This is a genomic window from Streptomyces sp. NPDC051310 (assembly GCF_044455245.1).
GTDB lineage: Bacteria > Actinomycetota > Actinomycetes > Streptomycetales > Streptomycetaceae > Streptomyces.
On the sequence record NZ_JBITEO010000003.1, the window covers coordinates 200,598 to 213,225 of the forward strand.

General features: G+C 74.5%; 14 protein-coding genes. 8 read left to right on the forward strand and 6 right to left on the reverse strand.

The window, feature by feature from the left end:
- The first annotated feature begins 3 nt into the window (after nt 1–3).
- The 3 genes from ACIA79_RS05805 to ACIA79_RS05815 all read left to right on the forward strand — a co-directional run bounded on the left by ACIA79_RS05805 (nt 4) and on the right by ACIA79_RS05815 (nt 1,919).
- The gene (locus ACIA79_RS05805; RefSeq protein ID WP_399426893.1) at nt 4–423 is read left to right on the forward strand and encodes a Zn-ribbon domain-containing OB-fold protein; all 420 of its coding nucleotides are present in this window, start codon (nt 4–6) and stop codon (nt 421–423) included.
- Nucleotides 420–1,190 (forward strand): enoyl-CoA hydratase/isomerase family protein, encoded by a 771-nt coding sequence (locus tag ACIA79_RS05810; RefSeq protein ID WP_399426894.1) that lies wholly within the window; start codon nt 420–422, stop codon nt 1,188–1,190. Before ACIA79_RS05805 ends, ACIA79_RS05810 begins: the two co-directional genes overlap by 4 nt.
- Nucleotides 1,191–1,283: 93 nt before the next feature.
- Entirely contained in the window at nt 1,284–1,919 is a 636-nt protein-coding gene (locus ACIA79_RS05815; RefSeq protein WP_399426895.1) for a hypothetical protein, read from the forward strand.
- 36 nt (nt 1,920–1,955) lie between these two features.
- Here ACIA79_RS05815 and ACIA79_RS05820 read toward each other — a convergent pair whose 3' ends face one another.
- Nucleotides 1,956–4,388: a PQQ-binding-like beta-propeller repeat protein gene (locus ACIA79_RS05820; protein ID WP_399426896.1), complete on the reverse strand. Its 2,433-nt coding sequence runs from the start codon at nt 4,386–4,388 to the stop codon at nt 1,956–1,958.
- A 139-nt stretch (nt 4,389–4,527) separates the two neighbouring features.
- On the reverse strand, nt 4,528–5,310 hold the full coding sequence (locus tag ACIA79_RS05825) for a VOC family protein (protein WP_399426898.1): 783 nt from the start codon (nt 5,308–5,310) through the stop codon (nt 4,528–4,530).
- A gap of 287 nt (nt 5,311–5,597) precedes the next feature.
- Between ACIA79_RS05825 and ACIA79_RS05830 the strand changes: the two genes are divergently transcribed.
- Nucleotides 5,598–6,245 carry a TetR family transcriptional regulator gene (locus ACIA79_RS05830; protein ID WP_399426899.1) on the forward strand — a complete coding sequence of 216 codons (648 nt, stop codon included), beginning with the start codon at nt 5,598–5,600 and terminating at the stop codon, nt 6,243–6,245.
- A gap of 75 nt (nt 6,246–6,320) precedes the next feature.
- Here the strand turns inward: ACIA79_RS05830 and ACIA79_RS05835 are convergent, their stop codons facing one another.
- Together ACIA79_RS05835 and ACIA79_RS05840 are read right to left on the reverse strand one after the other, a co-directional pair.
- Entirely contained in the window at nt 6,321–6,803 is a 483-nt protein-coding gene (locus tag ACIA79_RS05835) for a nitroreductase family deazaflavin-dependent oxidoreductase (protein WP_399426900.1), read from the reverse strand.
- Nucleotides 6,800–7,987, reverse strand: a complete 1,188-nt coding sequence (locus ACIA79_RS05840; RefSeq protein WP_399426901.1) for an acyl-CoA dehydrogenase family protein — start codon at nt 7,985–7,987, stop codon at nt 6,800–6,802. The genes ACIA79_RS05835 and ACIA79_RS05840 overlap by 4 nt, the downstream gene beginning before the upstream one ends.
- Nucleotides 7,988–8,072: 85 nt before the next feature.
- Between ACIA79_RS05840 and ACIA79_RS05845 the strand changes: the two genes are divergently transcribed.
- The 4 genes from ACIA79_RS05845 to ACIA79_RS05860 all read left to right on the forward strand — a co-directional run bounded on the left by ACIA79_RS05845 (nt 8,073) and on the right by ACIA79_RS05860 (nt 11,519).
- The gene (locus tag ACIA79_RS05845; RefSeq protein ID WP_399426902.1) at nt 8,073–9,203 is read left to right on the forward strand and encodes a thiolase C-terminal domain-containing protein; all 1,131 of its coding nucleotides are present in this window, start codon (nt 8,073–8,075) and stop codon (nt 9,201–9,203) included.
- A gap of 136 nt (nt 9,204–9,339) precedes the next feature.
- Nucleotides 9,340–10,008: a pyridoxal 5'-phosphate synthase gene (locus ACIA79_RS05850; protein ID WP_399426903.1), complete on the forward strand. Its 669-nt coding sequence runs from the start codon at nt 9,340–9,342 to the stop codon at nt 10,006–10,008.
- Between the two features lie 76 nt (nt 10,009–10,084).
- Nucleotides 10,085–10,759, forward strand: coding sequence for a hypothetical protein (locus ACIA79_RS05855; RefSeq protein ID WP_399426904.1), 675 nt, complete (start codon nt 10,085–10,087; stop codon nt 10,757–10,759).
- 97 nt (nt 10,760–10,856) lie between these two features.
- Nucleotides 10,857–11,519, forward strand: coding sequence for a GPP34 family phosphoprotein (locus tag ACIA79_RS05860; RefSeq protein WP_399426905.1), 663 nt, complete (start codon nt 10,857–10,859; stop codon nt 11,517–11,519).
- Between the two features lies 1 nt (nt 11,520).
- Here ACIA79_RS05860 and ACIA79_RS05865 read toward each other — a convergent pair whose 3' ends face one another.
- Together ACIA79_RS05865 and ACIA79_RS05870 are read right to left on the reverse strand one after the other, a co-directional pair.
- Nucleotides 11,521–11,763 (reverse strand): DUF397 domain-containing protein, encoded by a 243-nt coding sequence (locus ACIA79_RS05865; RefSeq protein ID WP_399426906.1) that lies wholly within the window; start codon nt 11,761–11,763, stop codon nt 11,521–11,523.
- Nucleotides 11,760–12,536: a helix-turn-helix domain-containing protein gene (locus tag ACIA79_RS05870; RefSeq protein WP_399426907.1), complete on the reverse strand. Its 777-nt coding sequence runs from the start codon at nt 12,534–12,536 to the stop codon at nt 11,760–11,762. Before ACIA79_RS05870 ends, ACIA79_RS05865 begins: the two co-directional genes overlap by 4 nt.
- Nucleotides 12,537–12,628: the final 92 nt, after the last annotated feature.

Genomic DNA, 12,628 nt, shown 5'->3' on the forward strand with positions numbered 1-12,628 from the left:
CCGATGCTCACACCCGTCCCCGACGACGACGGCGCCCCCTTCTGGGAGTTCGCGGCCCGCGGCGAGCTGCGGGTGCAGACCTGCACCGGCTGCGCCGAGCCGCGCTTCCCGCCCCGCCCCTGCTGCCCGCACTGCCAGTCGTTCGCCGGCGAGTGGCGCCCGGCGAGCGGCCGCGGCCGCATCTGGTCGTTCGTCGTCCCGCACCCGCCGCTGCTGCCCGCGTACGCCGCCCACGCCCCCCGCTACAACGTCGTCGTCGTCGAGCTCGCGGACGCCCCCCGCATCCGGCTCGTGGGCAACGTCGTCGCCGGCCCCGGCGCCCCCATCGACTCCGTCGACCCGGCGCGGCTGCGCATCGGCGCCCCGGTCCGCGCGGTCTTCGGCGACGACGGCCTGCCGCGCTGGGTGCTGGAGCGGCCGTGACCGTCACCGTGGAGCGCGGCGGCGACGGCGTCGCCGTGGTCACCCTCGACCGGCCCGGGAAGCTCAACGCCCTCGACCTCGCCATGGCCGCGGAGCTCGCCGCCGTCTGGCGCGGGCTGCGGTACGACGGCGGCGTTCGCGCCGCGGTGCTCACCGGCGCGGGCGGGCGGGCCTTCTGCACCGGCATCGACCGCGCGGCGGACGTGCCCCAGCCACCCTCCCCGTACAGCATCGACGACCCGCTCCTCACCGTCGGGCCGAAGGCGAACGACCTGTGGAAGCCGGTGATCGCCGCCGTGGAGGGGCTGGCCTGCGGCGGGGCGTTCTACCTCCTCGGCGAGTGCGAGTTCGTCGTCGCCGCCCGCGACGCGGCCTTCTTCGACCCGCACACGACGTACGGGATGGTCTCCGCCTACGAGGCGATCACGATGGCCCAGCGGATGCCGTTCGGGGAGGTCGCCCGGATGTCCCTGATGGGTACGGCCGAACGGGTCGGCGCGCAGCGGGCCTACGAGACCGGCCTGGTCTCGGAGCTGACGGAGCCGGGCGGCGCGCTGGCCGCCGCCCGGGAGGCCGCGGCCGTGATCGCCGGGTACCCCGCCGGCGCCGTCGAGGGCACGGTCCGGGCGGTGTGGGCGGCCCGGGAGGCGTCCAGGTCCCAGGCCCTCGCCCAGGCACCGCACCTGATCGCGCTCGGCAACCTGCCGCCCGGGCGCCAGGCGCGGCTGTTCGCGGAGCGCCGCCGGGGCGGCCACCGCCTGCGCTGACCGGCGTCCGCGTCCTGTGGCGGGGCTCCCGGGCCCGGCGTAGCGTCGGGACCGAGGGCCGGACAGAGAATCCGGACCGCAGGGAGGCCGACGATGGTCCGCAATGTCATCGGCAGCATCCTCGCTCTCGCCGGAGCGATCGCCGCCGTCTGGAGTCCGTTCCATGCGTGGCACGACGGACGCCTGGGACGCCACTACCGCATCGCCGATCTCTTCGGAGGCATCACCGCCGGCCAGGCGGAGCTGTGGACGTCGGTCCTGCTGCCGCTCGCGTTCGCCGCGCTGGTGACGCTCCTCGGCCTGGCCCTGCGCTCCCGGCTGCTGGTGGCCCTCGCCGGGGTGATCGTGCTGGGCTTCACCGTCCTGTGGATGGTCCGCCAGTCCCAGGTCTCGGACGGGCTGACCTTCGACGGCGCCGACGGCTCAGGACTCGGCTGGGGCCTGGCGCTGGCGCTGGCCGGCGGGGTGCTCCTGCTGCTGGGCGCCGCCGTGATGAGCGGGCGCCCGCGCCGTCCGCGCCACGGGCCCCGGGAGGCGGAGGCGTACGCGGGCGGCCCGTACGACGACCACGAGGGCGGCCGGTACGGCGCCTCCCACGGCGGGCGGGACGAGTACGACGGCGACTACGGGCGCCCGCCCGACCCCTACGGGCGCCCCGACGACTACGGCGACCACGGCCAGCAGGGCCCGCCTCCGGGCCCGGGCCAGGGTCCTCCGCCCCGCTTCTGAACCGGACGGCCCCGGCTGCCGGGCGGTCCCGGCTGTCTACCGGGCGGCGCCGGCGCCGCGCCCGGTGGCCGTGCCCTTGACCGCGTCGAGCGCGTACACGCAGCGGTCCTTGCTGCACGCGTAGACCACGCCCGCGCGGGCCACCAGCGAGCCGGTGATCTCCCCGCCGGTCGTCAGCTTCCAGCGGAGCTGGCCACCGCTCGCGTCCAGCGTGTACAGCACGTGGTCGGCGGACCCGAAGTGCAGCCGGCCGTCGGCGACGACGGGCGCGCCGATGATGCTGCCGCCCGCCGGGAAGCGCCACTTCGGGGTGCCGGTGACCGCGTCCAGCGTGTAGACCGCGCTGCCGCTGCCGACGTGCACGTTGCCGTCGGCGACCAGCACCGGCTCGGTGGACTGCCGGGACTCGGTGGCGATGCGCCAGCGGTCCTTGCCGGTCGTCGCGTCGAGCGCGTACACCGTGCCGAGGTAGTCGGCGAGGTACACCCCGCCGCCGGTGACGGCCGGGCCGGGGGCGAAGGCGGGCGGTGACAGGAAGACCGCCGGGGCCTCGAAGTGCCAGCGCACGTGCCCGGACATGATGTCGACGGACAGCACCCGGGTGCCTGCCGCGACGTAGACGTACCCGTCCTCGGCCGGGGTGAGGCGCACCGGCACCCCGCCGCAGGAGGCGGCGTCGCCGATCGGGTACGACCAGCGCTCGGTGCCGGTCCGGGCGTCCAGGGCCCGCAGCCGGGCGTCCTGCCAGACGTACACGGTGTCGCCGTGGACCACGGGGCCGCCCTCCGGCGACTCGAAGTCCGTCTGGGCGCCGGTGATCTCCCAGAGTCTGGCGCCGTTGGATGCCTCCCACCCCTGGACGCCGCCGCCGCGGGTGGCGGTGACGACGGTGCCGCGGTCCACCGCGAGGGCGTACACCCAGGCGTCGGTCTGCAGGCGCCAGCGCTCGCTGCCGTCCAGCGCGTCGAGCGCGTACAGCGACGGCCCGTCCGAGGCGTGGATGCGGCCCCCGGCGACCGCCATGGACCAGGCGACGTCCCGCGTCTTGAAGCGGCGACGTCCGCTGGCCACGTCGAGGGCGTGCACCTCGAAGGAGGTGACGTAGAGCAGGTCGCCCTCGACGACGGGCGTGCCCCACACGTCGTTCGACATGCGGAAGCGCCACGGGCGCCAGTGCCCCGGTCCGTCGCTCTCCGCCGCGGGCGCGGGTCCGGGCGGCGCGGGCGCCGGGGCCGGCGGGCCGGCCGGGGCGGGCTCGGAGCCGTTCGGCCCGCCCGCGGGCGGGCGCACCCAGCCGGTGGTGGCCGGCCCGGCGGGGTCCGTCGCCACGAGCGCGGCGCGGGTGTCGGCGACCCGGGGGCCGGGGCCGATGGGCACCCGGGCGCCGGGCAGGCGGACGGGGGAGCCACCCGCGGCGGGGCCGGGCGGCGCCATCGGGGCGGTGCGGGGGTCGTCGCCCGCGCTGCCGCCGCGCCAGGCGGCGTCCCAGTCGCGGCCGGGGGCGGGGGCTCCGTTCGGCGGACCGGCGGGCGGGGCCGGGGGCGCGGGCGGTGCCGCGGGAGGCGGCGGGGGGCTCGGGCGGCCGCCGCGGCGGGTCTCGATCATCGCGGTGGCCCGCGAGGGCAGCCACGCCGACGCGGTGCCGCTGTCGTCGCTCCCGGAGAACAGGTGCGGCGCGAGCTGGGCCTGGAGATCGGCGGGGGTGGGCCGCAGCCCGGCCTCGATCTGCATGCAGGACTCGATCAGCGGCCGCAGCTCGTCCGGCAGCCCCTCCAGGTCCGGGCCCTCGCGCAGCAGCATGAAGACGGTCTCCACCGGATTGGCACCGTGGTACGGCGCGTGTCCGGTGGCCGCGAAGACCAGCGTGGAGCCCAGTGAGAAGACGTCGCTCGCGCCGGTCACGCTGCGCGAGTCCTTCGCCTGCTCGGGTGACATGTACGCGGGCGTCCCGACGGCGACGTTGGTCATCGTCAGCCGGGTGTTGGAGACGCCGGACGCGATGCCGAAGTCGATCACGCGCGGCCCGTCCTCCACGACCAGGACGTTCGAGGGCTTGAGGTCGCGGTGGACGAGGCCCGCGCCGTGGATGGACTGGAGGGCCTCGGCGATGCCGGCGGCCAGCCACCGCACGGCCTGGGCGGGCAGCGGCCCGCACTCGTTCACTATCTCCTCGAGGGAGGGTGCCGGGACGTAGGCGGTGGCCAGCCACGGCACCGCCGCCCGCGGGTCGGCGTCCACCACGGCGGCCGTGTAGAAGCCGGACACCGCCCGTGCGGCCTCCACCTCGCGCGTGAAGCGGACGCGGAACAGCTGGTCCTCGGCGAGCTCGGTCCGTACCGTCTTGATCGCCACGCGCCGGCCGGATGCCGAGCGTGCGAGATAGACGAGGCCCATGCCACCGGCACCGAGCCGGCCCAGCACCTCGAAGGGGCCGATCCGCCTCGGGTCGTGCTGCGTGAGCTGCTCCACTTGCCTGCCACCTCCCCGTAGGGGCCATGAAAGTACGGCCCCAGTCGCCCCCTGATTGTTCCTGTCCGGAGCGGTGGTTGCGAACCCGGGGGCGGATCGGGGTGTCTCACCCCGATCCGGACACGGCGGTGAGGACGGCTCAGGCGGCCTTCGGCTCGGCCAGCACGGCGAAGACGGCGCCCTGGTTGTCCGCCAGGACGGCGATCCTGCCGTAGGGGGTGTCGAACGGCGGCTCGGTGACGCGGCCGCCCAGCCGCTGCGCGACGGCCACGGTGTCGTCGCAGTCCTCGACCGCGAAGTAGACCAGGAAGTGGGCGGGCATCTCGGCCGGGAAGGCGTCGGTGATCACGCTGCGGCCGCCGATGGCGTTGTCGTCGCTCGCCTGCGTACCGGCGGGCGACCAGACGCGGAAGTCGATCGAGGCGTCGTCCAGGTCGCGCACCTGGAAGCCGAAGACGGTCTCGTAGAAGGCGTCGACGGGGTCCTTCTGCCGGGTGTAGACCTCGGTCCAGCAGAAGGAGTCCGGCTCGCCCTGCTTCTCGAAGCCGTTGTGCTCGCCGGCCTCCCACAGGCCGAAGACCGCGCCGCCGGGGTCGACGGCGAGTGCCATGGTCCCGTACGGGCCGATCGGCATGGGGTCCATCACCATCCGCCCGCCCGCCTCCGCGATCCGCCGGCTGGTGGCGGCGGCGTCGGGGGTGGCGAAGTAGACCCCCCACACGGTGGGCATGCGGCCGTCCCGCTTGGGCGCGAGGCCGGCGACGCGCCGTCCCTCGCTGAAGGCGTTGGTGTAGTTGCCGTGGGCCTCGTCACCGCTGTCGAACGTCCAGCCGAAGAGCTCGCCGTAGAAGCGCCTGCCCGCCGCGAGGTCGGGGAGCAGCACGTCCACCCAGCACGGCGTGCCCTCTGTGAATGCGGCCATGGAGCTGTTCCCTTTCCTCGTACGGGTGGTGTGGTACCCGTCACAGTCAAGTTAACGGCGCGGGCCGCGCGGCGCAGGGAAAGAAACCGAACGCGTGTTCGTCGGGGTGGTCCGCCGAAGTTTTCCACAGGCTGTTGATCATCCCACTGGCCGGAAACGATCGGTGTGGTGCCGGGCCCGCGGGCGGGTACACGCCTGGTACGGGCCCCGGAGAGCCGCCGGGGGCCGCGCACCCCATTTGCAGTCGGCCGAATCGCGCGCAGATCCCCCCTCGGTAAGCTGACGACATGACAGGACAAGTACGCACCGTCGACGGCCGTGTGGCCGGCCGACGCGGACAGGCGACGCGGCAGAAGCTGCTCGACTGCCTCAGCGAGATGCTCAGCTCCTCGCCGTACCGGGACGTCAAAGTCATCGACGTGGCCCGGAAAGCGGGCACGTCACCCGCGACCTTCTATCAGTACTTCCCCGACGTCGAAGGCGCCGTCCTGGAGATCGCCGAGGAAATGGCGAAGGAGGGCGCGGCGTTGACCGACCTCGTCTCCGGACGGGCGTGGGTCGGCAAGGCGGGGTGGCAGACAGCGGAGGAACTCGTCGAGGGCTTCCTCGACTTCTGGCGCAGGAACGACGCCATCCTGCGGGTGGTGGACCTGGGGGCCGCGGAGGGCGACAAGCGGTTCTACAAGATCCGCATGAAGATCCTGAACTCGGTCACCAACTCCCTCACCGACTCCGTGAAGGAGCTCCAGTCGAAGGGCCGGGTCGACAAGGACGTCAACCCGGCGGCGATGGCCGGCGCCCTGGTCGCGATGCTCGCGGCGGTCGCCTCGCACCAGAAGGGCTTCTCGGCCTGGGGCGTGAAGCAGGCCGAACTGAGGCCGCACCTGGCCCTGTTGGTCCACCTCGGCATCACGGGCAAGAAGCCGACGAAGTAGCACCCCCCGCACGTCCTGTCGCGCCGGCGGCGGTCCCCGGACCGCCGCCGGCATTCCGTTTCCCCGCGGGACCGCTCACCCCCTGCGCGTCACCCGGAAGAGACGGATCTCGCGCTCGATCCTCGCCTGGTAGGTCGCGTACGGCGGCCAGAACCGCACCGCCGCGGACCACGCCGCCGCCCGCTCCTCCCCCGTGAGCAGCCGGGCCCGCACCGGCACCGTGGCGCCGCGCCAGCTGACCTCGGCGTCCGGGTGGGCGAGCAGATTGGCGGTCCAGGCGGGGTGGCCGGGCCGGCCGAAGTTCGATCCCACCAGCAGCCAGCTCGCGGCCCCGGGTCCCTCCGGCAGGCAGGCCAGCGGGACACGGCGCTCCCGGCCCGAGCGGGCGCCGCGGCAGATGAGCACCAGCCCCGGCAGCATCCGGGCGCTGAGCAGCACTTTCCCACCGGTCAGGCGGTGGACCGCGCGGTCCAGGGCGGGGATGACGTGCGGCGCCAGCCGCGCGAAGGTCCGGGTCGAGGAGACCTTCCGGACGAGCCGTACGCCCGCCCCCGTCATGCCGCCGCCCCCGCCGCGAGGAACAGCCCGGCCGTCCGCGCCGCGTGCGAGCGCAGCGCGTGCACGGGCCCGAGGAGCAGCTCGTCGGCGGTCGCGCGCTTGAAGTACAGGTGGGCCTCGTGCTCCCAGGTGAAACCGATGCCGCCGTGCAGCTGGATGGCCTCACCGGCCACGGTGCGCAGCGCCTCCAGGCACTGGGCGAGGGCCAGTCCCCCGGCGGCGGGGTCCCAGGCGGCGTAGTACGCCGCGGAGCGGGCCGCCTGCACGTGGACGTACAGGTCCGCCAGCCGGTGCCGGACCGCCTGGAACGATCCGATGGGCCGCCCGAACTGCTCGCGGACGCGGACGTGGTCCACCGTGCGCTCCAGGGCCCGGGCCGCCGCGCCCACGGCCTCCGCGGCGAGCACGGCGGCGGCGCGGCAGCCGGTGGCGGCGAGCGCCCCGAGCACCTCGCCGTCCGCCGTGTCCCCGCCGTCCCGGCCCAGCAACTCCGCCGGCGCGTCCCGCAGTTCCAGCCGGGCGAGGGGTCTCGTCACGTCCAGCGACGTGAGGCGTACGCGCCGGAGGCCGGCCACCTCCGGCCGCACGAGGAACAGCAGCGTGCGCGAGCGCGGGTAGCCGCCCGCGTGCGCGGCGACCAGCAGCAGGGCGGCGCTGTGCCCGTCGAGGACCTGGCCGACCTCGCCGTACAGCGTCCACGTGCCGTCCGCCGCCCGGCGCGCCTGCACGCCGCCGGCGCGCCCGCCCCCGGCCCAGGCGCCGTCCGCGCCGGTGCCGGTCAGGCCGAGGGCGCGGGCGAGGGGGGCGGCGGCGAGGGTGGCGGTGAGCGAGCCGCCGGCGATCCGCGGCAGCAGGGCGGTGCGCTGCGCGCCGGTGCCGAGCCGGGCGATCAGCGGGGCGGCCAGCACGGCCGTGGCGAGGAGCGGCGAGGGCGCCAGGGCGCGGCCGGTCTCCTCGCAGGCGAGAGCGAGTTCGGTGAGGCCGCAGCCGGCGCCGCCGTACGCCTCGGGGAGCGCGAGTCCGGGCAGGCCGAGCCGCTGCGCGAGCAGTGCCCAGAGGGCGGGGTCGTGTCCGGTGGCGGTGCCGGCGGCGGCGCGGACCTCGTCCGTCCCGCAGTGCTTGGCGAGCAGGTCGCGCAGCGTGCGGCGCATCTCGTCCTGTTCGGCGGTGAAGGCGGCGTCCATGGGCCACTCCTTAACTGACGGAGCGTCATATTAGGCCGGGCCGCCCCCGGTGCCCAGGGCCCAGGTCTGATGTACCGTCAGATCCATGCGCCGTTCCGTCGCCATAGCCGGTGTCGCCCTCGCGGACTGCGGCCGTGTCGACACGGCCACCCCCTACACGCTCCACGCCCAGGCCGCCCGGCGGGCGCTCGCCGACGCGGGGCTCGACCGGTCCGTCGTCGACGGGCTCGCTTCCGCCGGGCTCGGCACGCTCGCCCCGATCGAGGTCGCCGAGTACCTGGGGCTGCGGCCCCGGTGGGTGGACTCCACCGCCGTGGGCGGCGCGACCTGGGAGGTCATGACGGCGCACGCGGTGGACGCGATCGCCGCGGGCCGCGCGAACGCCGTCCTCCTCGTCTACGGCTCGACCGCCCGCGCCGACATCAGGGCCGGGCGCCGCACCTCGGACCTGTCGTACGGCACCCGCGGCCCGCTCCAGTTCGAGGCCCCGTACGGGCACACCCTGATCGCCAAGTACGCGATGGCCGCGCGCCGCCACATGCACGCGTACGGCACCACCCTGGAGCAGCTCGCCGCGGTCGCCGTCCAGGCGCGGGCGAACGCCGCGCACAACCCGGAGGCGATGTTCCGTGACCCGGTCACGGTCGAGGACGTGCTCTCCGGGCCGATGATCGCCGACCCCTTCACCAAGCTCCACTGCTGCATCCGCAGCGACGGCGGCTGCGCGGTGCTGCTGGCGGCCGAGGAGTACGGGCCCGACCTCGCGAAACCGCCGGTGTGGATCCTCGGCACCGGCGAGTACGCCTCGCACACCACCATGTCCGAGTGGGAGGACTTCACGGTCTCCCCGGCGGCGGTGAGCGGCCGCCTCGCCTTCGAGCGGGCCGGGCTGACCCCCGCCGACATGGACTTCGCGCAGGTCTACGACGCCTTCACGTACATGACCCTGGTGACGCTGGAGGACCTGGGTTTCTGCGCGAAGGGTGAGGGCGGGCCGTACGTCGAGCAGGGCACCCTGCCCGTCAACACCGACGGAGGCGGCCTCTCCGCCTGCCACCCCGGCATGCGGGGCCTGTTCCTCCTGGTCGAGGCCGCCCGCCAGCTCCGCGCCGAGGCCCCCGGCCGCCAGGTCCCGGACGCCCGGCTCGGCGTGGTGTCGGGCACGGGCGGCTGGTTCTGCTCGTCGGGGACGGTGGTGCTGGGGCGGGAGCGGTGAGGGGGGGCATTCGGTGCGGCGCACTGCCGCCGGCCTCCGTCCGCCGGCTCACGCTGCGGTACGGCAGCTTCATCCCGAACCGTTTCCCGCACCGTGTGGTCGCGACGTCCGCTCCGGCCGCCCGGATGATGTCCCCATGAGCACCTTCCACGACACCCTGCGCTCGCTGCGCGTCTGGGACACGGACCTGCCCGCCTTCGACCCCGCGTCCGCGCCCGGCGCACCGCTGGAGCTGTTCCGCTCGTGGCTCGTGGCCGCGGCGGAAGCCGGGCAGGCGGAGCCGCACACCATGGCGCTGGCGACCGTCGACGCCGACGGTCGGCCCGACGTGCGGACGGTGATGCTGCACGACGCGGACGAGCGCGGCTGGCACTTCGCGTCCCACGCCACCAGCGCCAAGGGCCGCCAGCTCGCCGCCGCCCCGCAGGCCGCGCTGCACTTCTACTGGCCCGTGCAGGGCCGGCAGGTGCGGCTCCGGGGCCGCGTCACGACGGCCGCCCCCGAAGAGGCGTACGCCGATCTGCACGCCCGCACCACGGGTGCGCTGGCCGCCGCGCTGGTGGGACGCCAGAGCGAGGTACTGGACTCCCTCGGCTCCCTGGCGGCCGCGAGCGACGCCGCCTGGGCGCGGGCGGAGGCGGAGCCGGACGCGGAGTCGAAGACCTGGACGCTGTACGTGCTCGACCCGCGGGAGGTCGAGTTCTTCCAGGGCGACGGGCGCCGCCGCCACATCCGCCTCCGCTACCGGCGCAGCGCCGGCGCGTGCACCACGGGCGGCTGGGCGCGGGAGCTGCTCTGGCCGTAGGACCTGCGCGCCACGGCGCGGCCACCTGCTAGGTTGAACGCGTTCAATTGAACGCGTTCAACAAGCTGGGGGCGTCATGGCGGCCACGCAGGACAGACGTACGGACATCCACCGGGTACAGCGCGCCCTCGCCGCGGGCGCGGCGGTGGCCGCCCTGCTGGTGGTCGCCTGGAGCCTGCCGACGTACTTCGCCCCGCTCCACGTCCTGACCGCCGTCCCGGTCGCCGTCCCCCTCTTCCTCCTGCGCCGCCCGGCCGCCTTCACCCGCGCCTGCGTCCTCGTGGGCTCCGCCCTGCTGGCCTGGGGCGTGCTGGGCGTCTTCCTGGGCCTGTTCCTGTTCTGGCCCGCGGGGATCCTCCTGCTGCTGGCCGCCTGGGCCGACCCCCGCAGACGCCCGCTCACCGCGCGGATCGCGGGCGGCGCCGGCGCCCTCGTCCTGGCGGCGGCCCTCACGGCCTCCGCCGTCCACACGTGGCACGCCCACATCGGCCCCGCCCTCGCCGAACCCCACGCCTTCCGCGCGGAGACCGACCCCGGCCGGCTCCGCGACGGCATCGGCGACGCCGACGACCGCCTCCGGGAGGCCGGGGCGACGAGCGTGACCGGCGTCCGGTCGGACGACGGCTCGTACTGGGAGGTCCGCTTCCCCGACGACCTCCCGGAGGAGCGGCGCGCCCGCCTGAAGGCCGAGATCGCCCGCATCCCCGGCATCGGCCACGTCGACCTGTGCCCGGTCGGCGAGTGCGGCTGAGACACGGCGAGAACCCGTCCTCCGGCCGGCCCCGGAGCAACCGCGGGCCGGTTTTCCGCGTCGACACCTATGACCGTAACGATCAAGGGGGACGGGCATGGCCGTGACACTGGCCGAGGAAATAGCGCTGCTCTCGCTGGACGACGAGTCGGGAGCCGCGAAGGAGCGGTCGTCGGCCGGCTGGGCCGTCGCGGGCGGCATCCTGCTGGAGCTCGTCCTGGCCGAGCGCCTCACGGTGGCCGACGGGCGGCTCACCGTGGCCGACGCGACGCCGACCGGCACCGCGCTGCTCGACGGCCGGCTGGCCAAGCTCGACGAGTGGACGCGGCGCAACGGCCGCCGCAAGGTGGTGGACTGGCTGACCAAGGACCAGTCGACGGCGGTACGGGCCACGGTGGAGAGCCTGTGCGAGCGCGGCCTCGTCACCGAGGAGCGCCACCGGGCGCTCGGGCTCTTCCCGGTACGCCGCTACCCGGAGGCCGACGGCTCGGTGGAGCGCGAACTGCGCGAGCGCCTCGCGTCGGTGGTCCTGGAGGGCACCGAGCCGGACGACCGCACGTCCGGGCTGATCGCCTTGCTGCACGCCGCCAAGCTGCACCGCCTGGCCTTCCCCGAGCTGCCGCGCAAGCAGGTCCGGACCCGCATGGCGGAGATCGGCGAGGGCCAGTGGGCGGGCGACGGCGTCCGCGAGGCGATCCGCAACATGCAGGCCGCACTGGCGGCCATCACCGCGGTGACGGCCGCCACCGTGGTGATGTGACTCAGGCGCCCGCCGCCCCCGCGACGAAAGCGGCCCAGGCGGCGGGCCCCACCGCGAAGGCGGGCCCGTCGGCGAGCTTGGAGTCCCGGACGTGCACGGCATGCGGGCAGGCGGCGACCTCGACGCAGTCGCCTTCCTCGTCGGGGCTGTAGCTGGACTTGTGCCAGTCGTAGGCGACCTCGATGCAGGCGCCGCCCTCATTGTTGCTGTGACTGCTCTTGAACCAGACGAGGTCGGGGGTCATAGCTGCGCCGCAATCCTCTCGATCATTTCCACGGATTCCCAGGGTGTAAGAGCCTGGGCCCGCAGTGCGCCGAAGAGGTCGTTGAGCCGGTTCACCTCTTCCGGTTTTGAGATCAAGGTAGCTCCACCCTGCCCCTCCGTGTACCCCAGATTCCGTCCTTCTCGGGTACTCACCAGGTGCAGCAAACCGTTGAGCCCTGCGTGCACGGACCGCCGAGTCGGCATTACCTGCACGGTCAGGTGGTTCCTGGTGCGGACGGATTCCAGGACATGGACCAGTTGCTCCTTGAGTACCGACTCCCCGCCGATCGGCCGCTGCAGGACCGACTCCTCCACCACGTAACTGACGATCGGCCTCGGCCTGCGGTCCAAAACCCCCTGCCGCTCCAGCCTCGCCTGCACATGCCGGTCGATCTCGTCCGGCTCGTACATCGGCACCCGCGTCTCGTACAACGCTCGCGCATAGGCCGGAGTCTGCAACAGGCCGGGCATCAGCATGTTTTCGTACGCGCTGATGCTCGCCGCGTCCGCCTCCGTGCGCTTCCAGTTGAGGAACTTCGGCGAGTACTTCTCCTCCTCCATCAGCTCCACGCACGACCGCAGCACGCCCTGCGCGCCCAGCGCCGCGTCCGCGTCGACCAGGAACGCCGTCGTCGGGATGCGTTCCGCCCGCTCGTACGCGCCGACCAGCGACTCCGACATGAGCAGCCGGTCAGCCAGGTCCTTCTGCGTCAGGTCCGCCATGGCGCGGAACTTCTTCACCAGCTCGCCCACGTGCCGCCGCGCCGGCGAGGGCTCCCCACTCGACCCCACAACCGCCACCGTCCTTCCCACACCGCCCCGAAGTGGATCGTGTCCCCCTGGTC

Coding starts and splice junctions, on each gene's coding strand:
- ACIA79_RS05805 (WP_399426893.1), top strand. CDS start 4: ATGCTCACACCCGTCCCCGACGACGACGGCGCCCCCTTCTGGGAGTTC.
- ACIA79_RS05815 (WP_399426895.1), top strand. CDS start 1,284: ATGGTCCGCAATGTCATCGGCAGCATCCTCGCTCTCGCCGGAGCGATC.
- ACIA79_RS05825 (WP_399426898.1), bottom strand. CDS start 5,310: ATGGCCGCATTCACAGAGGGCACGCCGTGCTGGGTGGACGTGCTGCTC.
- ACIA79_RS05830 (WP_399426899.1), top strand. CDS start 5,598: ATGACAGGACAAGTACGCACCGTCGACGGCCGTGTGGCCGGCCGACGC.
- ACIA79_RS05835 (WP_399426900.1), bottom strand. CDS start 6,803: ATGACGGGGGCGGGCGTACGGCTCGTCCGGAAGGTCTCCTCGACCCGG.
- ACIA79_RS05840 (WP_399426901.1), bottom strand. CDS start 7,987: ATGGACGCCGCCTTCACCGCCGAACAGGACGAGATGCGCCGCACGCTG.
- ACIA79_RS05845 (WP_399426902.1), top strand. CDS start 8,073: ATGCGCCGTTCCGTCGCCATAGCCGGTGTCGCCCTCGCGGACTGCGGC.
- ACIA79_RS05850 (WP_399426903.1), top strand. CDS start 9,340: ATGAGCACCTTCCACGACACCCTGCGCTCGCTGCGCGTCTGGGACACG.
- ACIA79_RS05855 (WP_399426904.1), top strand. CDS start 10,085: ATGGCGGCCACGCAGGACAGACGTACGGACATCCACCGGGTACAGCGC.
- ACIA79_RS05860 (WP_399426905.1), top strand. CDS start 10,857: ATGGCCGTGACACTGGCCGAGGAAATAGCGCTGCTCTCGCTGGACGAC.
- ACIA79_RS05865 (WP_399426906.1), bottom strand. CDS start 11,763: ATGACCCCCGACCTCGTCTGGTTCAAGAGCAGTCACAGCAACAATGAG.